Source organism: Streptomyces sp. NPDC012769 (genome assembly GCF_042901205.1).
Classification (GTDB): Bacteria; Actinomycetota; Actinomycetes; order Streptomycetales; family Streptomycetaceae; genus Streptomyces.
In genome coordinates this window covers 1-22,806 of the sequence record NZ_JBIBCP010000015.1, presented here as the reverse complement: position 1 = coordinate 22,806, position 22,806 = coordinate 1, and the positions used below count along the sequence as shown (strand labels likewise).

Genomic DNA, 22,806 nt, shown 5'->3' with positions numbered 1-22,806 from the left:
TGGCTCAGTCGGCGATCGGAGGCCGGGCTTTTCCCGACTCCTCGGGGTCGTCCTCGGCCTGCGCGATCATCTGGTCGAAGTGCTCCAGGGCCGCCGCGAGTTCCTCGCCGTGCAGTCGCTCGACGGCGCCCTCGCGCATCGTCTGCCACTCCTGACGGGTGTACTCCAGGCGGAGCTCGTCCCACTCGAAGCCGACGTCCTCCCAGCGCAGCTTGGGGTGGTCGCGGCGCAGGAAGACGTAGAGCAGTGCGCGCCGGCACAGCGACGAGCCCTTGAGTACGGCCTGGGTGAACTCGGCGTAGGGCAGGCCGGTGCGGCGCTCGATGTCCTCGCGCTCGGGCGCGAGCAGGCCGCGGCGAGGGTTGTAGCGCCAGCGGGTCGGCTCGTCCTGGCCTTCGGGGTGGTAGATCAGAAACACGGGGTGGCTCCTATCGAATGCGGGCGGCGAGGCGGGCGGCCATGTCCTCCATGGCGCGCTCGACGGCCTCACGGGCGTTGGGCTCGACGCCGTCCATGGCGTGGTCGAACCACTTGGTCTTGCCGTACTGGGTGACCCAGGTGTCGGGCCGGCCGTAGACGAGGTGACGCCAGCCGCGGGGCCTGTTCGTCCGCTTGGGCGCGTTGGGGAATCCGCGGACGTTCTTGGTCTTGAACGCCTTGATCCGGGCGCCGGTCCAGCGTCCGCCGAGCTTCACCTCGGGCCTGATCTTGCGGGCGATGGAGGAGCGCAGCGCGGGCGAGGTGCCGGGGCCAGCGGAGGCCATGGACATGATCCCGCTCTTGGCCATCGCGGCGGCCGGCAGCAGGGAGGTGCGCATGTTCTTGGCGAGCTCGCGGCGAAGCTCCTTGCCATCCTCCTCGGCGCGGATCGCGCGGGCGAGCGCGGCCAGGCCCTCGTGGGCGTCGACGCCGAGCTCGAACGGCAGGCCGCCGGCGGGCATCAGGCCGTGGCGCGCAGGACGGCGCCGGAGGTGGGAAAGCTGACACCCGAGGTGGCCTCGTCGCCGACGCTGCCCTCGATGGGCTTCCACTCCTTGATCAGGACGCTGCCGGTGTACTTCGGGTTGGAGGCGGAGACGGCCGCGTTGGTCGGGCGGACCTCGAAGGAAACGACTGTGCCGAGCAGGGGCCAGATGATGGAGTCGATGCGGGTGGCGGCGTAGTCCTGGAGGAACTCGCAGCCGAGCTCACCGGACTTCAGGCCGCCGAGCACCACCTTCCACCCGGCGCTCGTGTAGGTCGTGACGTCCTTCTCCTCGACCTCGACCGCGAGCTCGGCCTTGCGTGCGTACTCGGACAGGTCGACGCCATTGAGAGCGACGTACTCGGAGGTCAAGACCATCATGGGCATGGGGGATCACCTGATTCCCAGGGAGAGAGCGAACAGGAAGCTGGGGCCGGTGCCGGAGACGGTCCAGGTGGCCCGGTAGTAGGTGTCAGTGATGGCCGTGCCGTCGGTGCGCAGAATCTGTCCCCCGGCCGCGGTCGCGGCGGCGAAGGTCAGGCGAGACGTGGGCGAGGCCATGCCGGCGGCGTCGTCCGACTCGACGGAGACCGTGAGGGACGGCGTGGTCCCGGCCGCGGACAGCACGTGCAGCGCGGCGTAGAGCCGGGCCCCGGCGGGAACGGCGCCGAGCTGGAGCGCGGTGCCGGCGCCGGAGGCGGTGCGGGCGGTACCGGGCGGGTGGCCGATCTGCCCGCGTACCAGCGGCCAGGAGCTCTTGGCCGTGCCGCTCCAGGGGGCCACCTCGCCGACGGCGTCAAGGAGCTTGTAGTCGGCACGCAGGGCGTTGGTGAGGTAGGCGAGGGCGCCGACGGTGGAGTCGCCGGGGCAGACGGTCCATGGGCCGACACCGCCGAGCTGGGTCCATGAGGCGTTGTCGACCTTGGACGGGTCGCCGGCTTCCCACTGGCCCTGGCCGGAGATCTCCGCCGACCCGAGGCCGCCGATGACCTCTTTCCACCCCTGCGACCGGTAGTTGGTGGTCTCCTTCACCTCGTGCCCGGCGGCGAGCTCGATCTTGTTGGAGTGGCCGGAGAGGTCGGCGGCGACGGCGAAGAGGCGGCAGTCGGTGAGGACTTGCTTGCTCACGGGGCCCCCTTCCCGATGATGCGGATCATGAGCTCGGCCCCGACGTACTGCGTGCCCTGGTGCTCGTACCAGCGGTAGCCCTGGATCCGGGTCACGTGCAGGTCGTCGGCCAGGCCGCCGAGGGCGTACTCGCCCTGGGCGCCGCGGGCCGCCTCGAGGGCCTCTTTCAGGGAGGTCGGGCCGGAGCCTTCGAGCAGCGCGTCGAGGAGCTCCTGGGCGGCGCGGTCGTCGGCGCGGCCGACGAGGACGCGGCACGTGAGGGTCGCCTCGTCGAGGGCGCGTCTCATGGCCTTGTCGAACTGCATGTCGTACTCGGCGCAGAAGAAGTGCGGGGCGCTCACGGCGTCCGGCACGTACGCGGTGCACGTGAGCGCGAGCGTCCCGGCCGGCAGGACGACGGCGCGGGCGGCGTCGGCGACGGCGGCCCGGATGGCGGACATGCGCATGCGGGCCTCCTACTCCTCGGTCTTGCGCCGCTTGCTCGCGGGCGGGTCGGCGGGCGGGGGCTCGGCGGGGTCGGCGGCGCCGTACCGGATGAGCTGCTCGGCCTCGTCGTCGGGGACGTCGAGGGTGGCGCCCTTGGCGGGCCAGGGGGCCCCGTTGCGGGAGCCGGGCAGGGTGACCCGCATACGGATTCGCATGGCGTTCCTCCTCTCCCGCGTCAGCCGAAGCCGGGCAGGACGTAGGGCTCGATCAGGTTCCAGACGTCGGGGTCGCGGCGGCTGAGCCTCACGACGCCCCACTCCGCGGAGCCGGTGACTCCCTCGGGGGAGTCCTTGCGGCGGTAGAGGCGGGTGGCCTGGATCAGGGCGGCCTCGGTGACGTCGTCGGGGACGGCCGGCCATCCGTGCCGGGCGGTGACCCGGATGCGGGTGGTAGCCGTGCCCCAGCCTCCGAGCACACGGAGCAGGCCGGTGACGGGCAGCCCGTCGGCGACCGCGTTGTCGGGGCTGGTCTCGTAGCCGGTGATCGGGGCGTAGGTGCCGCCTGCGCCGGTCTCGACGAGCAGGCCGGTGGCGCTGCCGATGTCGTCGACGAGGAGGAGGTCTCCGTCGTCGCGGCGGGCGACGCGTCCGGGGGTGGAGTAGGTGCGGGTGGTGGGCTCGGCGTCGAGCCAGAACCGCCGGCCGGTCGCGCGGTCAATGCCGCGCGAGGCGGCGGCGAGCGCGCCCTGGAGGAGCGCATCGGGAGTCGTGTCCGCCGACGGGATGTTGAGCCGGGCCTTGAGTGCGGCGACGGTGCCGTAGACGTCGGCCATCAGGTCTGGGCGGCCTGCGGCTGCTGGCGGCCCTGGGGCTTGCCGTCGCCCGAGCCCTGCTCGCCAGGCACCGAGGCGGGCTTGTGCTGGCCGCTCTTGCCGCGGGCCGGGGGCTTGTAGCCGCGGAGCTTGAGCTGCTCGTCGACCTGGGCGACGCGCTCGTCGAGGCCGCGCTGGACCAGACCCTCGCGCTCGCGCAGCAGCGCGGCGATCATCGTGTCCTCGGTCAGGGGCTCGTCACTCATGGGAGGTCCTCCGTGAGGTGGGTGGAACACCAGGGCCCGCCCCGGTTGTCGAGGCGGGCCCTGGTGGTGGGGTGGATCAGGCGCCGGTGAAGGTCGGCGTGATGAGGCCGGTGCCCGCGATCTTCCGGGCGTGCGGCTGCCGCTGGAAGGTGAACGCGTAGTAGCCGTAGACCACGAGCAGGACGCCGAGGTTGGCGGCCTTGGCCTGCTCCGCGCGGATGTAGACCGGGGCGTCGGGGTCCTCCCACAGGTGGCACTCCTGCCGGTCCACGAGGTAGATCTCGTCCTCGTTGGTACCCGCGCCCAGGTTCGTCGCGATGTTGTTGTCGACGATGACCGGGGTGCCGTTGGGGAGGATGCCGCGCACGCCGCGCCCGTACGCCTCGGCGTAGTTGGCGCCGAGGGTCTGAGCGACGACGCCCGGCTGAGTGATGAGCGGGTAGCTGCTGCCCATCGCGTTCTGCATCCAGTACCACCTACGGCTGTGCATGATCGCGAGGTTGTCGCCGGACGCCTGGTCGAGCAGCGCGGCCTCCACCCCCGACAGACCTTCGATCACCTTCGGGTACAGCTCGGCGGTGGTCGGGGTGGCGTCGGTGTAGGCGACGGCCGTCGCGACGTTGGTCAGGCCCACGGTCGCGGCGTTCAGCAGGGTGTTGTCCAGGCGGCTGCCGTAGGCGCGGAAGAGGTCGTCGAGGATGACGTTCTCGACGCCGGCGCCGCGCTCGATGGACTGCCGTGAGGCGGTCTGCTGGCCGGCCGCGGTGCGGACCGGGACGGACAGGGCGGTGTCGTCCATGTTCGTCTCGGACGCCGCGTCGTTCTCGGCGGCCTGGTTGTCGACGGACGAGCCGGTCGTGACGCGGGAGATCTCCACGGTCATGCCCTGCGCCGGCAGCGTGTGCGGGCGGCAGGCGTCGGCGAACGGCCGGTTGGCGCGGGCCAGCGGCGCGTACATCTCGGTCAGGTACTGCGGGATGACCAGCCCGGCGAAGGCGCCGGTGCCCACGGCCCGCAGCTGGTTGCCCCTCTCGGTGCGCTCTTCCTGCATGTGGCGGGCGAGGCGGGCCTGCGCCTCGTAGTCGCCCATGAAGGCGCCCAGGACGTCGCCCTGGAATCCGGCGCCGCGGCGGTCCTGGTCCGGCCGGTAGGTCCGCTCTTCCTGGCCCACGCGGTGGACCTGGTCGTAGGCGGGTGCCCGGGTGGCTGCGGGCGCGGAGCGGGCGGCCAGGGCGGCGATCTCTTCCTCGCGGGCCTGCTCGGCGAGCAGCTGGTCGAGGGCCTCCTGGCGGCGGGTGACCTCGGCGTCGGCGGCGTCGCGGGTGGCGACCCGCGCGGTGACGGCCTCCTCGGTCAGGTTCGGGTCGGAGCGGAGCGCCATGAGGGCGTCCTGCTCCTGCTGGCGGGCGGTGATCGCCGTCGAAAGCGCGGTGCGCGCCTGGGCGATCAGGTCGGCGAGCGTCATGCTCGGTCCTCCTGTGTCGGTGGATTCCAGACGCCCCGGTCCAGACAGACGGCCACCCGAGGCGAGCGCGCCGGGTGGTCTCGTGCGCGTGAGCGCAGGGCTTGTGCTCCCGCCGGGCGGCGGGAAGTTCGGGGGTTCAGCGGGCGAGGGCGAGCTCCAGGAGTGCGCGGGCCCGGCTGGTCGCCGGTGCGGCGTCGCGGGCGAGGCCGGCGCCGGTGGTGTGGGGGTTGGCGCCGTAGCCGACGATGGCGACGTCGCCGCGGTGGATGTCGACTCGGTTGATCCGGTACTCGGTGTAGTCCGGGGACCACTGGCCCGACTCGATACGGAACGCGAACGACATCTCGTCGATCAGGCCGGACCTGAGCTTGGGCGCGATGTACGCGACGTCGTAGTCGGCGGGGTCGAGGGTCGGGGCGTGGACGGCCAGGCCGCGCTCGTCCTCGGTGAGGATGAGCGACCCGTTCGTGGTGCGGGCCAGGCGGCGCAGCTGGTCGTGGCCGAGGACGAGCGGCACGTCGAGGTCGGCGCGGGCGAGGGACTCGGCTGCGGCCCCCGCCGAGACGACCTCGGTGTACGGGCCGTAGTAGTCCCACATCTCGTACGCCTGCTCGTACACGGAAGCGTGCCCGCGGAAGTCGAGCAGGCCGGCGCCGTCGTCGGCGGCCCGAACCTGGATGCCGGACAGGGCCGCGCGGACGGTGGCGCGGGCGCCGGGCTGGGCGGCGCTGCGGCGCTGGGACGGGCGGTCAGCGCGCTGCCGCACATGCTGGGCTCGGGCCGCCGCAGCTGCGGCGAGCGTGGTGTCGGTCATGGCGTAGCTCCCGTGGCTGGTGTCGGAGGGACGGCGGCGCGGCTGCCGAACAGCCGGTCGAACTGCTCGTAATCGCTGGGCGTCAGCGGCGGCCGGTCCTGGAGCGCGCGGGCCTCGTCGGGCGTGAGGATGCGGGCGTCGATCTCCGAGCGCATCGTGCGGGCGCGGGCCTCGGGGTCCATGCGGAGCATCGCGTCGGAGTTGAGCTTGACGAACCGCGGCCCCGAGACGAGGCCGTAGGTGAACGCCTCTTCCCTGCGCGCGACGGCCGGCCCCAAGTTCATGATCAGGAACTGGAGGTTGCGCTGGGTGATGCTGGCGTAGGTGATGCTGCTGCCGGAGACGGCGGCGTCGATCATGTCGCCCGGGCAGCCGAAGAACCGCGCGATCTCGATGTTCCCGAACTGCCGCGCCTCCAGGAACGCGGACTGGGAGGCGACGGCCTGGATCGGCTTGTACTCCCAGTCCATGCCGTGCACGAACAAGTCCCCGTTGCTGACGCTGGCGTTGAAGCTCTCCTTGGCCACGCGGGCCTGCTCGGGGTTGATGGTCTTGGCGGTGTTCTTCAGTGTGGCCAGGGGGACGGCGCCGCCGGCGAACCAATCGCGGGCGAAGCGCTGCGCGGTCAGGGACTCCTCCAGCGTCCACGCCGCATACGCCACGGGGGACAGGCCGAGGGGGACACCGGCCACGGTGTACTGCTTCTCGTGCCAGACCTCCCACGGCTCGTACTCCTGGCCGCCGATCACGTACTTCGTGATCTCCGATCCGCGCACGCGGACGGTGACGTCGGCCAGGGGGACGAGGTCGATGCGCGCGGGCAGGCCGCGGCCGTCCGGCCCGATCACCCCAGACCGTTCGGTGACGATGCCGAAGGCGTTGCCCGCGCGGTCGAGGTCGACCTGGGTGGAGTACAGCCACTCACGGATGCGGACCTGGGGCCCGCCCGGGGCGACGAGCACCGGAGGCTTGGCCACCTCGACCTGGATTCCGTTGACCCTGCGGTAGACGTCCACAGGGAAGGACGACACGAGGTCGGCTCGGAGCCGGAGGCAGGCCCACACGGCGGAGTGCCGCATGGCCGACTCGTTGGTCACCGGAACCGTACTGCCGCCGCGCGCCTGTCGGGCCGCGGCGAGCAGTTCCTCGGGGCTGGTCAGCTGCGCGTCCCTCGCCGCGAAGAGGCCGCGCATCCGCTGCCACATGCCCATAGGGGACCTCCTCACCCGAAGCTGTCGGCGATGTCGTAGTCGTCCAGGACGGCCGGCCCGCGGGCCAGCAGTGCCCACCGGGCGTTGGTGACGGCGACGAGCGGGGACACGTCGACGAGGGATGCGGTGCGGTCGAGGACCCACGCGTCGCCGACGCGGCGCGTCCGGGCGCCGTTGACGGCGGCGGTGAGCGGGGCCTGCTCGATGTGCCGGACGGTGCCCTGCCGCATCGCGTCGGCCAGCTGCCCGCACGCCTCGATCATGTCGCCCGAGCGCATGACCACCAGGTGCCCGCGGTGCGGGTGCTCCTTGTCCTCGGGCACGGTGATGCCCGCGGCAGTCAGGTCGTCGATGAGCGAGGCCACGGGCGCCCCGGTCGAGGCGACCGCGACGACGAGCGGACGCCACAGGGCAGCGAGGCGGGCGAGGGCGGCGACCGCCCAGTCCGTACCGGCCCGGCGGTCGAGCAGCTCCAGGTGGACGCTGCCGTCCGGGCGCCGGATCGCCGCGCCGATGCTGGCGTAGCGCCGGTCCTTCGAGACGTCGAGCGCGAGCGCCACCTCGTCGGCGGCCGGCCGGGACTGCTCGTCGACGAGACCCGTCCAGGCGTCCTTGGGAACGTTCGGATCGGCCGGCGGCGTCGCCTTCCTCGTCCGGTTCAGATACGCGCGGTCGAACTCCGCCGGGTCGAGCTTCTCCAGCTCGGCCCGGATCGTCTCCTCGGTCACCGTGAACCCGAGCGCGGGCAGCGTCGCGTACCAGGTCGCGGGATCGTCCCGGGGCATGTCGTCCGGGGCGAACCACTCGAAGTAGGCCGCGCGCGGCCTCGTCGAGGCCGGGTCCTCGGCGAGCGCCGCCCACAGGGCCTCAACCACCTCGCGGCCCTTCGCCCGCTTCTTGTTCAGCCACACGGACTTCTCTGTGCCGCCCGCGCTCGCCCACCACAGCTGGGCCATGGACCGGGTGAGCATGGCGGGGCTGAACGCCTGCTCCAGGCGGTCATCTTCGTGGGCGAACGCCTCGTCGATGAACCCGAGGTCGAGCGGCGGACCGTGGCCGGCCTTCTCCGTGTTGGCGGTGATGCCCATACGGCTGCGGGTCGGCGTCCAGAGGATCGCCTCGTTGCCGTTGGACTTCCGGATCCGTGCGCGCTTGGCCAGCGACGAGCCGGAGATCTTCTCCCAGAACTCATCCTCCCAGCGCTGCCGGGCCATACCGCGCGTCTGGGCCGCGTAGATGATGTTCTGTCGCGGGAACGCGAGGGCGCGGTGGACCTGGGCGCCGAGGGTGAGCTCGGTCTTGCCCTGCTGGCGGGAGACGCTGAGGCCGACCTCGCGGTGCACGAACACGCCCGTCGCCGGGTCGATTTCGAGGGCGACGTCGGTGACGTACTTCTGCCAGGGCATCGGCGGAGCGCCGAGCGCCGCCATCACCTTCCACAGCTTCGGGCCGAGGCTGGGGAAGTCGGGGTTGCGCGGGGTGCCCCAGCGCGGCGGGCAGGTCAGGCCGTACCGGTCGAGCAGGTCCTCGGCGAAGGAGGCCGGCGGCGCCCACGTCTCAGACGACTCCGAGGTCATCGAGGCCGTCGTCATCGTTGTCATCCGTCGCACGTCCCTCCAGCAGCGCGGCGACGGTCGCCCGGAGTTCGCGTGCCAGCTGCGGCAAGAGCCGCGGATCGGCAGGGGCCTGGACCGGTGTGCCGCATTCGTCGCACTCGACCGGCGCGTGACCATCGATCTGTCGGGCCAGCCGCATCGCGGTCGCGGCCAGCGTCGGCTCCATGCCGATGAGGTCGCCGAGCTGCTCGATGTCGTCGGCGAGGGCCGAGCTCACGGGACCCGCCTCATCGGCGAGCGCGGTGGGCACGGGCGGGGGGACGGTGGCCGGGGCGGTCTCGGTCGCGGGCAGGAGCGCGGCCGGGGAGACGCCGAGCGCAGCGGCGAGCGCGACGAGGTCGTCGGTGTCGACCCGCCTCGTCGCGGCCTCGACGCGGGACAGGATCGGTTGGGACATCGGCCGGCCCTCGGCGGCCAGGCGGGCGCCGAGGGTCTCCTGGTCCCAGCCGCGAGCCTCGCGGAGCCGAGTCACGGCCTGGCCCAGGTGGACGCCGGCGGGTCCGATCTCCAGGGGGCGCGCAGCCATGGGCCACCTCCCGACGCTGGGGCTCAGCAATCGCATATGGGCTGGTCAGGGCCGGGGGGAGAAAAAGAAAAGCTGGGCGCGGGGCTGGGAAGCGGCCCTGGCCAAAAAATCAGGCGCCGCAGGTCACGGACCCGCGTACCAGTCGCGTGACGTGCGGAAGGTCGAGGCCGGGCTCATCGCGCGGTCGCCCTTCTCTCCGTTGCACTTCCGCCCGCAGGTGGGGCAGCCGTTCACGCCGTGCGCGGGCAGCCAGTTGTCTTGGTCGGACGGGTCTACGGTGCGCTGGCTGACCGGGACGACGTGGTCGACGGTGTCGGCGGCGGCGTGACCGCAGATGTGACACACATCGTTGTCGGCGAGGAAGCGGGCGCGGGCCTTGCGGTAGCCGTACTCGGTGAGGTCGGTCCGCTTGGCCACCGCTCGCCTCCCGAGATGGGGCAGGCCCGTCCGCAACGGGGTCGCGGACGGGCCGGTCGTGGATGGCTCAGGGACAGGACTTGCCGGGTACGGGGGCGAACTCGGTGTCCCCCGCGTTCAGGCCGGTGACGATGGCGCCTTTCCGGCCCACGGCCTTCTTCCCGTTGGCGAGCCGGTTCTGCTCGGCGCCGGTACTGCCCGTGGCGCAGTTGATGTAGATGAAGTAGCCGGCTTCATCAGTGAGGTCTGCGATCACGGCGTCGAACACGTCATGGAGCCGTTCGTCAGTCTTCACCTCGACATCGATGTACCGGGGGTTGCCCTGGTCTCGCTGCATGGTGATCTTGTAGGCGGGGGCGTCGGACGTCGTTGCTGGGCTTGAATCGCTGCCGCAGGCGGTGAGGGCGAGGGCCAGCGCGGCGGTGGCTATGAGCCTGATGGTCGTCTTACGCATAGGCCCAGCCTGCCGAGGCTGTGCGGAGGCTGCGGAGGAAGTGATCGGCTCGTGACATGACGAAGGCCCGCACTGTGGCGGGCCCTTGTTGCCCGGGCACGCCGGACGTGGGGTCAGTGTTACACGCTGTTCGCGTGGGTTCAAGCGGCTTGGGTGGCGAGGCGGTCGCGAAGTTCATGGAGGTCGACGAGGGCGCGGCCGGCACCGTCGTGGCCGTGGTGGGTGAGGTGGCCGCGGCGGAGCCACTGGCGGATGGTGCCGGGGCGGGCGCCGGTGGCGGTGTGGGCGGCGCGGGTGTCGACGAGGAGCGGGGTGTTCATGGTGGGCCTCCTCCGCCCCGCCGGGGTTCCACGTCGACGGGGCGGGTCCGAGTCGTACGGGCGGCCGTCCGCGTACGGGTTGAAGGACGGCGCCAGGGTAGGGCGAGGGTCTGACAGTCAGCCGCGCCAGTCGGGGTAGTAGGTGTGGAAGTCGTCGAGGATCCGGGCCAGGGTCTGGGCGTGGGCGTGGAGTTCGGCGGCCCACTGGTGGGCCTGTGGGCGGGGGACGCAGAGGTGCGCCACGCGTTCGGCCTCGACCTGCGCCACGGCGTAGGCGAGCTGGCGCATGGCGTCTGCGCCAGCGGCGTTGCGCTGCGCCACCTCGGCGAGGAGGGCGGGGGTGATCCTGGGGTGCCGCGGCGAGGGCGGCGCTTCCTGCTGATCGTGGTGCTGCGCCAGGTGCGCCAGGTCGCGCCGGACGGTGTCCTTGCTCATGTTCAGCTCCTTGGCGATGGCGCGTGTGCTTGCGCCGGTGGCGCGGAGTTGGCGCACGCGGTCGCGCCGGATGGCGCGGGGGTCGGCTGTACCGTTCATGTGGACCTGCTCTTCGATCGCTTCGGGTGGGTCCTGGCCCCGGTCGAGGTGACGCTCTTCCGGGGCCGTCGTGCGTCAGGCGGCGGTCTGGGTGTCGTGATCGATGAGGGCGCGGAGGTCGGGCCAGGTGGCCGGCGGGTAGGTCTGTCCGCACCAGGTGCAAGTGACGACGGTGGCGCCGGTCGGGAGCCGGAGGGTGGCGCCGCAGAGGGTTCCGTCGGCGTGCTCGGCGGGGCAGGGGCCGAGGCGGTGTCCCGGAGTCGGACGGTCGATGGCGCCGGTGATGGTGGCGACGCTGCGTTCGAGGTCGTGGATCTCGCGGGCGAGGTCGCCGACGGCGGGCCACTCGGCGGCGAGCGCCGGGCAGTTGCGACGGAGGGTCGCGGCGGCCTTGGCGATGCGCTGCTCGATGTCGCCGGACGGCGCGGGGGCGGCGTGCCCACGGTCGCGGTACATGGCGGTGCACCAGTCCTCGAGGATGCCGACGATGCCGCCGGGGCCGCGCAGGTCGAGGACGTGCTCGGACACGGGCAGGGGAGCCTCGGCGCGGCTCGTACGGGCTCCGCTCGGCTTGCGGACGCTGGGGGTGAGGAATCCGGTGAGGGAGCGGTAGAGCAGCGGCATGCGGTTGAGCCGGTCGGCGAGGGCTCGGGTGCAGCCGGGGCAGAGGTAGCCGTGCTCGACGGGGGTCTCGCACATGCCGCAGTTGTTCATCGGGTCTCGTCCTCCTCGACGGTCCAGGTGGTCGTCTCCCGAACGAGGCGACGCTCGACAGGCTGGTCGTCGGGGGCCCACAGGGGGCGGCTGCTGCGGACCTGCTGGAGGCGCGTGATGGCCTTGTCGCGGTCGGGCGTGGTCATGTGGGCGATCCACTCGTCGGCGACGGGGTCACGGAACTCCAGGTGCCACCGGACGCGCGGCGGGTGAGCGGTCGTGGGCTGGGTGGCGTCCCGCAGTTCGGGCTCGTGCGGGTCGTTCACGGCGTAGTCGGACGTGACCCAGTAGCCGCGGAGTGCGTACTTCTCCAGCAGCCGCTCGACGTCCTTCCGGCCGCCGTCGGTCGACTCGTGGCCGCCGCCCTCGACGCGGACGGATTCGCCGTCCGTCCACAGGTCGATGGTGATCTCGTCTCCGGTCGGGTGGGTCAGGATCCAGGTGTGCTGGATGTGGTCGTCGTGGTCGGTCATGGTCCTGCTCCTGGTGGTCGTAGGGTGGGTGGCGGGCCCGCCCCGCGCTGCCTGCGGGGCGGGCTGCTGCATGCTCAGGCGGCTCGTCCGGACCGGCAGGACCACGGCGAGCACCCGTCCGGGTCGCCCTCTTCCAGTTCGGCGTCAGCGACCTGGCCGAACACGTCGGTCTGCCGCTGCGCCCACTCGTGCGAGGTGACGCGGTCGATGGGCGCCTGGTCGAGGGGGAGGCGGGAGCGGTGGAGGTACGCCTCGCCGAGCAGCGGCTTGCCCGTGGCGTTGCCGCGGGCGTTGCCGGCGCGGATCGCGGCGTCGAACGCGACGGCGTCGGCCCACTCGGCGGGCTGCTCGTCGCGGAGGCGGCGCCACTGGGCGTTGCCGTGGAACGGGCAGCCGATGCAGGCGCTCTTGGGCGTGGTCTCCCAGCCGTTGGCCTTCAGGTAGCGGAGGCAGTCGTCGCGGGTCCAGCCTTCGCGGCCGTCTGCGGCCCCGGTGAGGTCCAGGAGCGGGAAGGAGCTGCGGAGGTACTGGATCCCGGAGTCCTTGGCGCGGCCGATCTCGTCGCGGCTGATGCCGATCCACTGCTCGGCGTGCAGGCCGCGCGGGACGGGCTTCGGGTGCGGGTAGCCGAGGAGCTTCCGCGCCTGACGCTTGATGGGCTTCAGCTTGTACTCCGAGGTGCATTGGCGTCGGGTCATGCCGTCGCCGCCGTCGGGGTTACGGATGAACAGCGGCATCGAGGCGAACCGGTGGGCGGGGTCGAGGGCGTCTTCGCGGATGTTCCCGGCGGCCACCCGGTACAGCGGGATCCCCGCGGGCTGAAGAACGTCGGCGTCGAGCCGGTCGAGGTGGCGGTAGACGGCGGCGGGTTCCCAGCCGGTGTCGGCGAAGATCGCGCCGTCGAGCTTGGGCAGGTCACCGGCTGCGGATAGCAGGGCGAGGGTGGTGGACTGGACGCCGGCGCCGAGGGACAGCAGCCGGAGAGCGGGCTGGGACACGGGGTCTCCTGTCGTGTGTGGTGGTGGAACCGGGCCGCGGTCAGGCGGTGCCGGCGCGGGTGTGGAGGAGTCGGATGGCGGCTTCGGCCTGTTGGGGGACGACGCCGTTGCCGAGGGCTTTCAGTTGCTGGGTGCGGGTGAGTTCGGGGACGTGGGTGACCCAGCCGGCGGGGAGGCCCATGAGCCATTCGACGAAGGCGGGGTTCAGGCGGCGTCGATCGTCAGTTGCCCAAGGGGCACGTCGTCCGGTGACGGCCTCCCAGCGGGCGATGGCGGGGGCGTAGGGGCCCCAATCCGGTGTGCTGCCGCTGACAAGGCCAGGTCGCCTTTCGAGCCGCGCTGGTTCGGGCCGCCCTTCTCCCCGTCCGAGGCTCGCGGGGTGGGCAGGAGCTTCCCGCTGTACGCGACGTCCGTCAGTGTCCAGCCGAGGTTCACGTTCGGGTTGTCCGTCGTCCGGCCTGCCGTGGCGTTCCGGGTGCCCCTGCTGTCCGCGACCGTCGGCGTCGGAAGCAGGCTGACCGTGGTCCGCAGGTCCATGCCCCCGTCGCCGTGTGTCCCGGCCCCGTTCGTGTCCGAGGTCCGCGGCGTCGGCAGCAGCGCCATCACGTTCGGCAGCGCGTCCTCGAAGCCCTTCCCCCTGGCGTCCCGCGCCCTTGGTGTCGGAATTGACGGAGAGGACGAAGAGGCGGTTTCGCTGGTGGGGAGCGCCGATCTCCGATGCGCGTACAAGGCACCACTCCGCATCGAACCCGATTGCGGCAAGGTCACGGAGGACGGTGTCGAATCCCAGTCGAAGGTGGCCTGCGACGTTCTCAAAGATCGCGTAGCGGGGTCGTAGAACGCGAAGGGCGTCTGCGATGTGCGGCCAGATGTGCCGGGCATCGGAGGTTCCTTTCCGTCGGCCAGCGACGCTGAAGGGCTGGCAGGGGTAGCCGCCGGTGACGATGTCGACGGGTCCGTGCTCGTCGAGGACGGCCTGCCAGTTGGTGGTGGTGAGGTCGCCCAGGTTCGGGACCCCTGGCATGCGGTGGGTGAGGATCCGGGCGGCGCCGGGTTCGATGTCGGAGACCCAGGTGGTGGTGCCGCCGAACACGGCTTGCACCGCGGCGTCGAGGCCGCCGTAGCCGGTGCAGAGGCTGCCGATACGCGGCTCGGGCATGTGGGTCTCCTTCAGGCGGCGGGGGTGATGGTCCAGCCGGACGAGACGAGGTAGAGCGCGACGCGGTCGGCGCGGGCGCGGTCGGTCTCGCCGAGCCGGTCGGCGTCCTCGAGGGCGGCCTCGATGTCGGCGACGGCGGCGTCCGGGATGCCGGTACCGGGCAGCGGGATGACGGTCTGGCCGGGACAGTGCTCGACGAGCGCGCTGGGGGCGGCGGGCGCCGGCACGGCGGCGGTCTTGCGGGCGCAGATGGGGCCGACTCCGCGGGCGGCCGTACGGGCGGAGCGAAGAGACCGGCCGCAGACGCGGCAGTGCACGTTCACCGGGCCTCCCTCGGGGCGGGCATCGGTCGGCCGCAGGCGCACTGCACGGTGCCCTCGGCGTGGCGCGGCTGGCGCCAGCGGTGGAACGGGCAGGGGGCGACGAGCGCGGCACCGGGGTCGTGCTGGACGATCGCGGTACGGGACGCGTACGGCCCGCCCATGGCCCGGAGGGGGTGGGTGTCGCCGCAGGCGAGGCACTCGCCGGCCGCACCGCCGGAGAGCAGCCGGTAGAGGCTGGTCCGGGACCCGGGGCAGTGCCGGGGCGGGGTGAGGCCGCGGGGGCTGAACACGAGCAGCGGGGAGCCGGGGGCGGCCTGCTCCTGGCCAGCGCCGATGGCGCGGCCCTCGCAGGTGGCGCAGACGAGCTCGCCCTCGCGCGGCTGCTCGGCGGTGAGGAACCCGCCGCGGCGGCGGCCGCCGATGATCTGTCCGCACCAGACGGTGTAGGTGACGTGGCCTTCGGAGAACTGGACTCCGGTGCGGGGCCGGTGCCAGCGGCTCATGGCGCGGGTGCGGATGAAGCGGGGGCCGACGTCGAGCGGCTCGACATCGAGGGCGACGACGCTTCCGGTGACGGGCGGGAGGAGAACGACGGTCATGCGGCGGTCCTCCGGCGGTCGGGGCCGGTCATGGCGACGATCGCGGTGTCCTCGGAGAGGCGGGAGACGATCCGCTCGCCGAGCACCGAGGCGAGGTCGGGTCCGGAACCGGAGCGGGCGGGAAGGTTCGAGGTGTAGACGGTGGGCCGTGAGGCGTTGTACCGCTCGTTGATCAGGCGCCCGGTGATGTCCTCGGTCCACTCGCTGCTCTTGCCGGCGCCGAGGTCGTCGAGGAGCAGCAGCGGGACACGGCACAGGCGCCGGAGCTCTTCCTCGGTGCCGCGGGGGCTGCCATTGGGGCGGAGGAGGCCGTGCATGTCGGCGGCGGTGATGGCGCGGATCTCGTAGGTGGGGGGCCCAGCTTCGGCGATGCGGCGGAGCGCGCCGTACGCCTGGTGGGTCTTGCCGGTGCCGGTGGTGCCGGTGAGGAGGAGGGATCCGGCGGTGGTGGGGTCGGTGGCGACGCGGTCGGCCCATGCCTGTACGGCGGGGTGGGTGGCGTCGGCGTTGCGGTAGCGCGGGGGGACGGCGGTCTGCCAGCGGCCGAGGGCCCACTCGGCGCGCTGGCGGCGGTGGTACTCGGGGTGGCCGGGCTGGTCGGGAGTGGGGCCGTCGTCGACCGGTCCGGGCTGGATGCCCTGGCGCTGGCGGATGCCGGCGAGCACGCGGCCGAGGCTGGCGTTGGGGTTGCCGGTGAAGCTGGTGGTGGGCTCCATGGTCAGAATCCGTTCTCGTACACGGACGGGTCGGGGTTGGTGTAGGGCTGCCAGCCGCCGGAGACGGCGCGGAGTTGCGGGCGGCGAGTGCCGGCCTCGGGCAGGGGCGGGAGTTCGCTCCAGCCCCGCATGAAGAAGCGGGCGGAGTCGACGGTGACGCCGCGGGCGACTGCGCGGGCGGCGTAGTCGACGAGGGCGGGGATGCCGCACTTCTTGATCAGTGCGATGACGGGGAACCAGTCGTTGCCCTTGAACGGCCAGCGGACGTTGATCTGGGCGCGGGTCATCTCGTCGACGAGGGGGCGGGCGTCGGCGGGGATGCCGTACGAGAGGTCCGCCTCGGGCTCCCCCTCATGCGTGTATGAGGGGGTAGTAGGTGAGGGGCTCTGAGGGGTAGGGGTCCCGGATTCCGGGACACTGACGTCCCGGTTCTCGGGACACTGAGCCGGGTCTGTGTCCCGGTTCTCGGGACTCTGGTCGGCGGGGTCAGAGTCCGCAGTTCCGGGACGCTGAACGGCGTCAGTGTCCCGGAACCGGGGATGCTGAGAGGGTGTGTCAGTGTCTCGGTCCTCGGGACGCTGAACGGCCGCTGCGTAGACCGGGATCCGGTACTTCGCCGTGCCGTTCTTCTGGCCGGCGGCCACCCGCTCCAAGGCGGCCTTGGCGATCAAGGACTTGAGGACGACGTACAGCTGCGAGCGGGAGACGCGCGCCCGGCGGAGCATGGCGGGCCGCTCGACGCTGTTCCACGTCGTACGGGTCTCGTCGCGCGCGTCCTCGGCGAGCGCCACCAGGACGTACCTCTCACGGTGGGTGAGGGAGTCAGGCGCGTTGTCGAGGACGTCGACGATGAGGCGGATGCCCACGGGCTCACTTCTCTCGATCGTGGTCGTACGGGTCAGGCGGCGGCCGGGCGGCGGCGGGCCTTGCGGATCGCCTTGCGCTGGTTCTCGGAGGTGCCGCCCCAGACGCCGGGCTCGCCGTGGGTGACGGCGTACTCCAGGCACTCCAGGCGGACTTCGCAGGCCGTGCAGATCTTCCGAGCCTCAGCGGTCGAGCTGCCCTTCTCCGGCCAGAACAGTTCGGGGTCGGTCTGGGCGCAGAGGCCGTACTCGCGCCAGCTGGTGTCCGCGGGGCCGGCGCCGATCGGCCCGGCGGCCGGGGCCGTAGCCCCGGCGCGCGAGGTCGTCGTCAACGTCGGCTCCCGCGGGCGAGGTCGACGAGGTACTCCATGTACTGACGGGCTTCGGCCCTGGTCTCGAACCCGCCGCGCTGCTTCGGCTTACCTGCCTCGCGCCAGCGGACCCGCCAGCCGCTGCCCGCGGACTCGACCCGGACGGCCGTGGGCGGCGCGCTGGGCTCGCGACGGTCCCGGTTCAGGAGGGCGGCGACGTAGTTGGCCATCGTCTCCGACTCGCACTCGATGATGGGGTCCGGGCAGCAGTCGTAGACGGCGGCGTCGTCCGTGTCGTGGCCCTCGTCGGTGCAGACGGGGCCGACGCCGGTGGGGTCGTTGCCGTCCTCGAAGCTGACGCAGACGCGCCACTCAGGGGTGTCGGTGCCGGTGAGGGTGGTGAGCAGTTCGCGGGCGGTGAGGCGGTAGGTGTCGAGGCGGGTCACGCGGTGGCTCCGGTCGGGGTGTAGGTGCGGCGGCCGTCGTGGTTGGTCGTGGCGAGCAGCCCGCGGCGGGTCAGCGTGCGCAGCGACTTGCGGGCGGAGTTGCGGTGCGCGGAGTACGGGGAGGCGGCGAGGATCTCCTCGGCGCGGTGGGTGGTGACCGGCTGCTGCTCGTCCTGGATGGCGGCCAGGAGGTAGCCGGTGCGGGTCTCGGTCATCAGGCCCCCTTCGGGGTGTAGGTACGGCGGCTGGGCTCGTCGTGGAGGGTGAGGGTCCCCTCGGAGTTGAGGGCGGAGAGGTCGGCGCGGGCCTTGGCGCGCCAGTCCCCGGGGCCGTAGGCGGCCTGGTAGAGGTGCTGAGCGCGGCGGGTGCTCCAGGTGCCACCCCACGAGTGGATGGCGCTGCGGAGGAGGCGGAGCCGCTCCTCGTCGGCGGCGGTCACACGGCACCGCCGGGCCGGTCGTGGCCGAGCGCGTAGTCGTGGTGCAGCGGCGAGTCGTGCGGGTCCTCCGCCTGGCGCTGCGGGCTGAGCATCAGCGCGGCTTCGAGGTCCGCGATGTCGACGCACTCCTCGCCGTAGCCGCGTTCCCGTTCGATCAGCTGTTCCGCGTCGCCACGCAGCGTGTTGAGGCGGCGGACCTCGGACTCCAGCTCGGCGGCACGGGTCCGCAGCGAGGTGCGGCCCTGCCGAGCGGACTCCCACGCCGTCCGCAGTCGCGTCGGGGTCTTGGGCGCGCGGTCGTACTGGGCGATGCCCGCCACGATCGCGTGGCAGCACCAGAGGAACGCGGGGTCGTAGTCGTGGAAGTCCCACTCCCACGTGTCGCTGAACTCGTAGCCCTCGTGGGCGAAGTCCTCCAGCACGTTGCGCGCCTGGCGCTCGTCGCTCAGGTCCTCGTCCAGGACCCAGGTGCGGAGCGCCTTCCCGGTGCCCGGAGGGACTCCCTCCCAGCGCGCGTCCGAGACGAACTGCTCAACGACCCGCTGTCGGAACAGGTCCTCGGAGTACTCCTTCACCGAGCGGCGGCCGCCGCCGAGCTTCTCCGCCCAGTAGTGCGGGTTGATGCCCCCGCGCTCGCTGCGGAAGAACTCGAACATGTCGGTGAGCCGGGTGAACGTGTAGCCGTCGCCGACGTCGCCCCGGATCGCGAGCGACCCGGGCCACGTGATGAGCTCGTACCAGTACTCCGAACCGCGGAGGTTCCGCAGGAGGAGGTGTCGGTACAGGCCGTCGTCGTGGAGGATCCGGAGCTCGTGGCCGGCGGTGTCCTTCCGGAACCGCTCCTCGACCTCGGCCTCGATGTCACGCGAGGTACGGATCGGCCGGTGGGAGGGCTTCGGGGCGCGCGGGATCGGCTGCGGGCGGCCGAGGAGCGCGGCGCCCTGCTCGGCAGTCAGGGTCTCGGTGGTCGTCACGAGGGCCTCCGGGTCTGGGCGGGGACGAGTACGGCGAGTGCGCGGCGGGCACGGGCCAGGGACGGGTGACGCAGCGGCGCGCACAGGCGGCACGTCTTCGGGTCGTGGGTCACGCGAACCTCCCGGAGACGAGGTGCGTGCGGCGGATCGTGGCGATCGCCTGGCCGATCTGGTCGTGGAGGCTCTCCAGCTCGTCGAGGTCGGCGGTGACGGCGGCCGGGTCCATGTCGGCGGCGCACTCCACGGCGCGGATGCGGTGCTCGATCTCGGCGACGTCGGACGGGTCGGCCGCGACGACGGCGAGGTTGTCGAGGGTGGCGATCACGTCCGCTCGGGTCTCCTCGTCGCTCCACTCCTGGACGAGGGCGACGAGCGTGTTCGCGCGGAAGACCTCGGCGGCGATCCGGCCGCGCAGGGCGCCGACGGCGAGGGTGACGGTCAGCGGCTTCATACGGCCACCGCCGTACGGACGAGGGCGGCGCGGCCGATCACGGTCACGACGACCGTGACGTCGCGCCACGTGGTGGCGAGGGTGGCCATGTACATGGGGGTGCCGTCGCGGTGCGCGTAGCGAGTCTCTCGCGGCAGACCGCCGAGGACCTCGGCGTACTCGTCGATGACCGCGCGCATGTCGACGCGCTCGTTGGCGACCCGGCCGGTCAGCGCGCCCTCGGCGGTGACGGTCCAGTCGATGAGCGGCAGGTGCTCGGACTCGCGGAGCAGCTGCTCCAACGCGAGCGCGGCGCCCAACTGCGGGATGGAGATAGGGTTGTGGTTCACGGTGCCTCGTCTCTCTGGTGGGTGAGGTGCCGAGGGGCTTCCTGGACCTGGCCGTCCGGGCGGCCCCGTCTTCGTTTTCAGGCGGCGCGGCGGCGCCGGCCTCGGGTGGCCGGGTCGACCTCGCCCGCGTCCTGGATGGCGCGGATGTTCTTGGCACTGAAGCGCGTGAACCGGCCGACGCGGGTGAACGGGATCGAGCGGGCCTTGACCTTCTCGAGGACCCAGTTCTCGGTGACGCCGAGCAGCTCGGCGGCCTGCGCCGTGGTGTACATGCGCAACTCGGGGTCCGGCTGCGTGAGATGCGGGATGAGCTCGGCGATGGCGGCGCGGAAGGCGTCCACGAGGGGCCCCTCCGGCGCGGCCGGCGCCTCGGTCATGATCGTCACTTCGTCTCCCTGGTGATGGCGTCTTGCGGCACGTCCAGAGCTGCGGCGATCCGGCTGAGCATCTCGTCGCTCGCTCCCCTCGCCCCTCGTTCGAGGCGGGACAGGTGGCTGGGATGCATCGCCGCGAGGTGCGCGAGGTGTCTCACAGACCACCCCCGAGCCCCGCGAACCGCCCGAATCGCGGCTCCGTTCGCTTTCACGCCCCGGACGCTACACCTCGAAACACCTCACTGCAAGGCGTTAGCGGGGTGTTCGCGAGGGTCAATGAGGTGTTGGCGGGGTTGGCTCGACGTCAAACGATGCTGACGAGGCAACACGATTAGCCGGTTCAAGACCGTTCTTTACTGGTCAATAGCCGACACACGACTGTTGGTGTTGCCTCGGAGTGAGGCATCATGAGGCCCATGGATGAGGACTGGGGGCTTCTCGCCACCGAGATCAAGGCGGCGCGCATCGCGCTCGGCATGAAGCAAAAGGATCTGGCCAAGGCCGCCGGCATCGGCTACTCCAGCCTTCAGCGGCTCGAAGGCGGCCACCGGTTCGAGGCCGTCCCACCCTCCGCGTACAAGCTTGCGCACTTCTTCGGCTGGACCCACGAGTCCCCCCGCCTCATCCTCGCCGGCGGAAAGCCGGTTCTCGCCGAGCCGAGCGACGCCCCGAAGGAGCCCCCGCGCCGTGGCCTTCCCGCCCGCGTGGAGGCCGCCCTCGAGGAGGGCGAGCTCCTCGACACCGAAGTTCTGGAGCTTCCCGGCGGCCTGACCGTTGTCGTCGTTGCCCGCCAGGACGAGGCCCGCAGCGCGGAGGAGCGGGCCGAGCTCGCCGACGCGCTACGCGAGTGGACCCGTACGCAGCGGAAGCTGAAGGACATCGCTGAAGAGGCGTAGCGCCTCGTAGTGACGCACGCGAACACCTCGCCAGCCCTCGCCAACACCCTGTTGAATGTGGTTCTATGTGAGGTACCTGTTACGGGGGGTCACCCAACAGGCACATGGGGGGTCCGCGTGCGGATCGCTATCAAAGTGGAGCGGGTCCCGTGGATCCCGCGCGGCGTGAGGATGGTCCTGGACCGGCCTGCCGGCAAGTGCCCCATTTTGTGGGTGCGCACCGACGTGCCCCAGTCCGCTGTCCAGCGGGTGCTCGAAGCTGCACAGCACGAGCAGCCGACGCCACGCGTCCAGTCGTAGCAGCTGGCGTTCCCACCCTCGGGCCTGCCGCCGGTTCGCCGACCGAAGCGGCAGGCCCGCCACATTCCCACCCAAGGGGGTTGCCTTGGCGTACGCCGAGAAGGTCTACAAAGTCCGCAATGGGAAGAAGACGAAGCAGTACACGTGGAAGGCCAAGTACAAACGGCCTGACGGCTCGTACGGCTCCGGCTCTGGGTTCGACACCAAGACGGCCGCCGAAGCCTGGGGCCGCGAACAAGAGCGCCAGATCGCTGCCGGCGACTGGATCGACCCGGAGAAACACGACACCAGCTTCGGCGAGTTCGCCCGAACCTTCATGGAGTCCCGCCGGAAGCGCGGCCGTACGGTCGGCACACGGTGGGACCGCCTGGAAACCCACATCCTGCCGAAGTGGGGGCACTCCCCCATGCGGAAGATCACCTGGTTCGAGGTCGACTCGTGGCAGCAGACGATGGAGGTGGAGGACGTCACCCGGGGCCACTGTGTCTCGCTGATGTCTACGATCATGACCGCGGCCGTCGACGCCGGGTACATCAAGGTCAACCCCTTGTACGCCCGTCGCCGGACACGCGACACATCCGGCGACGGCGCCATGCCCAAGCCGTCCAAGGTGGGCACGGACGGGACTGTCCGCCCCGAGGACGCCATCCTCGTCGCTGAGCGTCTCGGGCCTGCGATCGGGATTCACGTCCTCACGACGGCGTTCGCCGGCCCGCGCTGGGGCGAGGGCCTCGGGCTGCACCGTGACCGTGCGCTGCTGACGCGTCGCCAGCCGCACGGGAACGGCTACTTCGAGTGCCCCATCATCCGGATCGTCGAGGAATACGCCGAGTACCAGCAGCGCGACGAGCAGGGCAACAAGCTGGGGTACATCGTCCAGCTGGAGCCGACGAAGAACGACGGCTCGACGCGGGACGTCGACCTGCCCCCGTTCCTCGCGCTCCTACTCGGCTACCACCTCGACGACTGGCCCCACGAGCGGCCGTTCAGCACGCAGACCGGAAAGCCGTGGCGCCGGGGCAACTGGTCCAAGGTCTTCCGGCCGGCCGCCGACGGGAGGGAGGAGCGCCAGCGGCGCCGCGGCGTTTCCCACCGGGCGGCGTGGGAGCCGATCCTGCCCGGCCTGGACATGAGGGCGCTGCGCGGGCTCCACGACACGCTGCAAGCGCAGATCGGCGTCAAGGAGCCGCTCGCCTTCGAGGCCGCCGGGCACCGGCGCCCGGGCATCAAGCGGCACTATCAGAAGCCGACGCCGGAGATGCGACAGGAGCGGCTAGATGGCCTCCAAGAGGTCTTCGAGCGCGCTATGTTCAACTTGGACATGACGACCCTCTGGGGGCGCGTCGTTCTCCGGAAGGGGACGTCGTGGCGGTGACCTCCCAAAAATCACCTAAACGATCTTCGTTAGGTGCGGCTCAGCAGGTCAGGCCCGGTGACATAGCCGCTCTCCTAAAGCGGGTGTCGCAGGTTCGAATCCTGCCGGGGGCAC

36 protein-coding genes and 1 tRNA gene are annotated in these 22,806 nt (G+C 71.8%); 3 read left to right on the top strand and 34 right to left on the bottom strand.

What is annotated here, in order from left to right; genetic code table 11:
• Nucleotides 1-4: 4 nt before the first annotated feature.
• The 34 genes from ACFY7C_RS37390 to ACFY7C_RS37225 form a co-directional block, all read right to left on the bottom strand.
• The gene (locus tag ACFY7C_RS37390) at nucleotides 5-418 is read right to left on the bottom strand and encodes a hypothetical protein (RefSeq protein ID WP_389660355.1); all 414 of its coding nucleotides are present in this window, start codon (nucleotides 416-418) and stop codon (nucleotides 5-7) included.
• Nucleotides 419-428: 10 nt separating this feature from the next.
• Nucleotides 429-941, bottom strand: coding sequence for a hypothetical protein (locus ACFY7C_RS37385; protein ID WP_389660352.1), 513 nt, complete (start codon nucleotides 939-941; stop codon nucleotides 429-431).
• Entirely contained in the window at nucleotides 941-1,351 is a 411-nt protein-coding gene (locus ACFY7C_RS37380) for a hypothetical protein (protein WP_389660349.1), read from the bottom strand. The genes ACFY7C_RS37385 and ACFY7C_RS37380 overlap by 1 nt, the downstream gene beginning before the upstream one ends.
• A gap of 6 nt (nucleotides 1,352-1,357) precedes the next feature.
• A complete protein-coding gene (locus ACFY7C_RS37375) occupies nucleotides 1,358-2,092 on the bottom strand; it encodes a hypothetical protein (protein WP_389660346.1) in 735 nt (244 codons plus the stop codon).
• On the bottom strand, nucleotides 2,089-2,538 hold the full coding sequence (locus ACFY7C_RS37370; RefSeq protein ID WP_389660343.1) for a hypothetical protein: 450 nt from the start codon (nucleotides 2,536-2,538) through the stop codon (nucleotides 2,089-2,091). Before ACFY7C_RS37370 ends, ACFY7C_RS37375 begins: the two co-directional genes overlap by 4 nt.
• Before the next feature lie 9 nt (nucleotides 2,539-2,547).
• Nucleotides 2,548-2,733, bottom strand: a complete 186-nt coding sequence (locus ACFY7C_RS37365; protein ID WP_389660340.1) for a hypothetical protein — start codon at nucleotides 2,731-2,733, stop codon at nucleotides 2,548-2,550.
• A 20-nt stretch (nucleotides 2,734-2,753) separates the two neighbouring features.
• Nucleotides 2,754-3,350 (bottom strand): phage gp6-like head-tail connector protein, encoded by a 597-nt coding sequence (locus tag ACFY7C_RS37360; RefSeq protein WP_389660337.1) that lies wholly within the window; start codon nucleotides 3,348-3,350, stop codon nucleotides 2,754-2,756.
• Nucleotides 3,350-3,595 (bottom strand): hypothetical protein, encoded by a 246-nt coding sequence (locus ACFY7C_RS37355; RefSeq protein ID WP_389660334.1) that lies wholly within the window; start codon nucleotides 3,593-3,595, stop codon nucleotides 3,350-3,352. Before ACFY7C_RS37355 ends, ACFY7C_RS37360 begins: the two co-directional genes overlap by 1 nt.
• A gap of 76 nt (nucleotides 3,596-3,671) precedes the next feature.
• Nucleotides 3,672-5,060, bottom strand: a complete 1,389-nt coding sequence (locus tag ACFY7C_RS37350; protein ID WP_389660331.1) for a phage major capsid protein — start codon at nucleotides 5,058-5,060, stop codon at nucleotides 3,672-3,674.
• Nucleotides 5,061-5,196: 136 nt separating this feature from the next.
• Entirely contained in the window at nucleotides 5,197-5,874 is a 678-nt protein-coding gene (locus tag ACFY7C_RS37345; RefSeq protein ID WP_389660329.1) for an HK97 family phage prohead protease, read from the bottom strand.
• Nucleotides 5,871-7,085 (bottom strand): phage portal protein, encoded by a 1,215-nt coding sequence (locus ACFY7C_RS37340; RefSeq protein ID WP_389660326.1) that lies wholly within the window; start codon nucleotides 7,083-7,085, stop codon nucleotides 5,871-5,873. Before ACFY7C_RS37340 ends, ACFY7C_RS37345 begins: the two co-directional genes overlap by 4 nt.
• 11 nt (nucleotides 7,086-7,096) lie before the next feature.
• A complete protein-coding gene (locus tag ACFY7C_RS37335; protein WP_389660323.1) occupies nucleotides 7,097-8,677 on the bottom strand; it encodes a terminase large subunit domain-containing protein in 1,581 nt (526 codons plus the stop codon).
• Nucleotides 8,643-9,227 (bottom strand): helix-turn-helix domain-containing protein, encoded by a 585-nt coding sequence (locus ACFY7C_RS37330; protein WP_389660320.1) that lies wholly within the window; start codon nucleotides 9,225-9,227, stop codon nucleotides 8,643-8,645. The genes ACFY7C_RS37335 and ACFY7C_RS37330 overlap by 35 nt, the downstream gene beginning before the upstream one ends.
• Nucleotides 9,228-9,350: 123 nt before the next feature.
• Nucleotides 9,351-9,644, bottom strand: a complete 294-nt coding sequence (locus ACFY7C_RS37325; protein ID WP_389660317.1) for an HNH endonuclease — start codon at nucleotides 9,642-9,644, stop codon at nucleotides 9,351-9,353.
• A gap of 67 nt (nucleotides 9,645-9,711) precedes the next feature.
• Nucleotides 9,712-10,098: a hypothetical protein gene (locus ACFY7C_RS37320; protein WP_389660314.1), complete on the bottom strand. Its 387-nt coding sequence runs from the start codon at nucleotides 10,096-10,098 to the stop codon at nucleotides 9,712-9,714.
• A 140-nt stretch (nucleotides 10,099-10,238) separates the two neighbouring features.
• Nucleotides 10,239-10,418 carry a hypothetical protein gene (locus ACFY7C_RS37315; protein WP_389660311.1) on the bottom strand — a complete coding sequence of 60 codons (180 nt, stop codon included), beginning with the start codon at nucleotides 10,416-10,418 and terminating at the stop codon, nucleotides 10,239-10,241.
• A 117-nt stretch (nucleotides 10,419-10,535) separates the two neighbouring features.
• Nucleotides 10,536-10,952, bottom strand: coding sequence for a DeoR family transcriptional regulator (locus ACFY7C_RS37310; protein ID WP_389660308.1), 417 nt, complete (start codon nucleotides 10,950-10,952; stop codon nucleotides 10,536-10,538).
• A gap of 75 nt (nucleotides 10,953-11,027) precedes the next feature.
• A complete protein-coding gene (locus ACFY7C_RS37305) occupies nucleotides 11,028-11,666 on the bottom strand; it encodes a hypothetical protein (RefSeq protein WP_389660305.1) in 639 nt (212 codons plus the stop codon).
• Entirely contained in the window at nucleotides 11,663-12,139 is a 477-nt protein-coding gene (locus ACFY7C_RS37300) for a hypothetical protein (RefSeq protein ID WP_389660302.1), read from the bottom strand. Before ACFY7C_RS37300 ends, ACFY7C_RS37305 begins: the two co-directional genes overlap by 4 nt.
• A gap of 74 nt (nucleotides 12,140-12,213) precedes the next feature.
• Nucleotides 12,214-13,116, bottom strand: a complete 903-nt coding sequence (locus ACFY7C_RS37295; protein ID WP_389660405.1) for a hypothetical protein — start codon at nucleotides 13,114-13,116, stop codon at nucleotides 12,214-12,216.
• Nucleotides 13,117-13,177: 61 nt separating this feature from the next.
• Nucleotides 13,178-14,296, bottom strand: coding sequence for a DNA cytosine methyltransferase (locus ACFY7C_RS37290; RefSeq protein ID WP_389660299.1), 1,119 nt, complete (start codon nucleotides 14,294-14,296; stop codon nucleotides 13,178-13,180).
• Nucleotides 14,297-14,307: 11 nt separating this feature from the next.
• Nucleotides 14,308-14,619 carry a DUF6011 domain-containing protein gene (locus tag ACFY7C_RS37285; protein WP_389660296.1) on the bottom strand — a complete coding sequence of 104 codons (312 nt, stop codon included), beginning with the start codon at nucleotides 14,617-14,619 and terminating at the stop codon, nucleotides 14,308-14,310.
• A complete protein-coding gene (locus tag ACFY7C_RS37280) occupies nucleotides 14,616-15,218 on the bottom strand; it encodes a hypothetical protein (RefSeq protein WP_389660294.1) in 603 nt (200 codons plus the stop codon). Before ACFY7C_RS37280 ends, ACFY7C_RS37285 begins: the two co-directional genes overlap by 4 nt.
• Nucleotides 15,215-15,934, bottom strand: coding sequence for an ATP-binding protein (locus tag ACFY7C_RS37275; RefSeq protein WP_389660291.1), 720 nt, complete (start codon nucleotides 15,932-15,934; stop codon nucleotides 15,215-15,217). Before ACFY7C_RS37275 ends, ACFY7C_RS37280 begins: the two co-directional genes overlap by 4 nt.
• Before the next feature lie 2 nt (nucleotides 15,935-15,936).
• Nucleotides 15,937-16,800: a hypothetical protein gene (locus ACFY7C_RS37270; RefSeq protein WP_389660288.1), complete on the bottom strand. Its 864-nt coding sequence runs from the start codon at nucleotides 16,798-16,800 to the stop codon at nucleotides 15,937-15,939.
• Between the two features lie 32 nt (nucleotides 16,801-16,832).
• Nucleotides 16,833-17,081 carry a WhiB family transcriptional regulator gene (locus tag ACFY7C_RS37265; protein ID WP_389660402.1) on the bottom strand — a complete coding sequence of 83 codons (249 nt, stop codon included), beginning with the start codon at nucleotides 17,079-17,081 and terminating at the stop codon, nucleotides 16,833-16,835.
• A gap of 44 nt (nucleotides 17,082-17,125) precedes the next feature.
• A complete protein-coding gene (locus ACFY7C_RS37260; protein ID WP_389660285.1) occupies nucleotides 17,126-17,554 on the bottom strand; it encodes a hypothetical protein in 429 nt (142 codons plus the stop codon).
• Complete coding sequence (locus ACFY7C_RS37255; RefSeq protein ID WP_389660281.1) at nucleotides 17,551-17,769, bottom strand: hypothetical protein; 219 nt, start codon at nucleotides 17,767-17,769, stop codon at nucleotides 17,551-17,553. The genes ACFY7C_RS37260 and ACFY7C_RS37255 overlap by 4 nt, the downstream gene beginning before the upstream one ends.
• Complete coding sequence (locus ACFY7C_RS37250; protein ID WP_389660278.1) at nucleotides 17,769-17,993, bottom strand: hypothetical protein; 225 nt, start codon at nucleotides 17,991-17,993, stop codon at nucleotides 17,769-17,771. Before ACFY7C_RS37250 ends, ACFY7C_RS37255 begins: the two co-directional genes overlap by 1 nt.
• Entirely contained in the window at nucleotides 17,990-18,967 is a 978-nt protein-coding gene (locus ACFY7C_RS37245; RefSeq protein WP_389660275.1) for a hypothetical protein, read from the bottom strand. The genes ACFY7C_RS37250 and ACFY7C_RS37245 overlap by 4 nt, the downstream gene beginning before the upstream one ends.
• 109 nt (nucleotides 18,968-19,076) lie before the next feature.
• Nucleotides 19,077-19,418, bottom strand: coding sequence for a hypothetical protein (locus ACFY7C_RS37240; protein ID WP_389660273.1), 342 nt, complete (start codon nucleotides 19,416-19,418; stop codon nucleotides 19,077-19,079).
• Nucleotides 19,415-19,747 carry a hypothetical protein gene (locus ACFY7C_RS37235; RefSeq protein ID WP_356696988.1) on the bottom strand — a complete coding sequence of 111 codons (333 nt, stop codon included), beginning with the start codon at nucleotides 19,745-19,747 and terminating at the stop codon, nucleotides 19,415-19,417. Before ACFY7C_RS37235 ends, ACFY7C_RS37240 begins: the two co-directional genes overlap by 4 nt.
• 77 nt (nucleotides 19,748-19,824) lie before the next feature.
• Nucleotides 19,825-20,124 (bottom strand): helix-turn-helix domain-containing protein, encoded by a 300-nt coding sequence (locus tag ACFY7C_RS37230; protein WP_389660399.1) that lies wholly within the window; start codon nucleotides 20,122-20,124, stop codon nucleotides 19,825-19,827.
• 5 nt (nucleotides 20,125-20,129) lie between these two features.
• Entirely contained in the window at nucleotides 20,130-20,333 is a 204-nt protein-coding gene (locus ACFY7C_RS37225; protein WP_389660270.1) for a helix-turn-helix domain-containing protein, read from the bottom strand.
• A gap of 204 nt (nucleotides 20,334-20,537) precedes the next feature.
• On the opposite strand from ACFY7C_RS37225, the gene ACFY7C_RS37220 reads away from it, so the two are divergent.
• The 3 genes from ACFY7C_RS37220 (at nucleotide 20,538) to ACFY7C_RS37210 (ending at nucleotide 22,805) form a co-directional block, all read left to right on the top strand.
• A complete protein-coding gene (locus ACFY7C_RS37220) occupies nucleotides 20,538-21,017 on the top strand; it encodes a helix-turn-helix transcriptional regulator (RefSeq protein ID WP_389660267.1) in 480 nt (159 codons plus the stop codon).
• 385 nt (nucleotides 21,018-21,402) lie between these two features.
• A complete protein-coding gene (locus ACFY7C_RS37215) occupies nucleotides 21,403-22,692 on the top strand; it encodes a hypothetical protein (protein ID WP_389660264.1) in 1,290 nt (429 codons plus the stop codon).
• Between the two features lie 52 nt (nucleotides 22,693-22,744).
• A tRNA-Ser gene (locus ACFY7C_RS37210) sits at nucleotides 22,745-22,805 on the top strand.
• The last annotated feature ends 1 nt before the right edge of the window (nucleotide 22,806 follow it).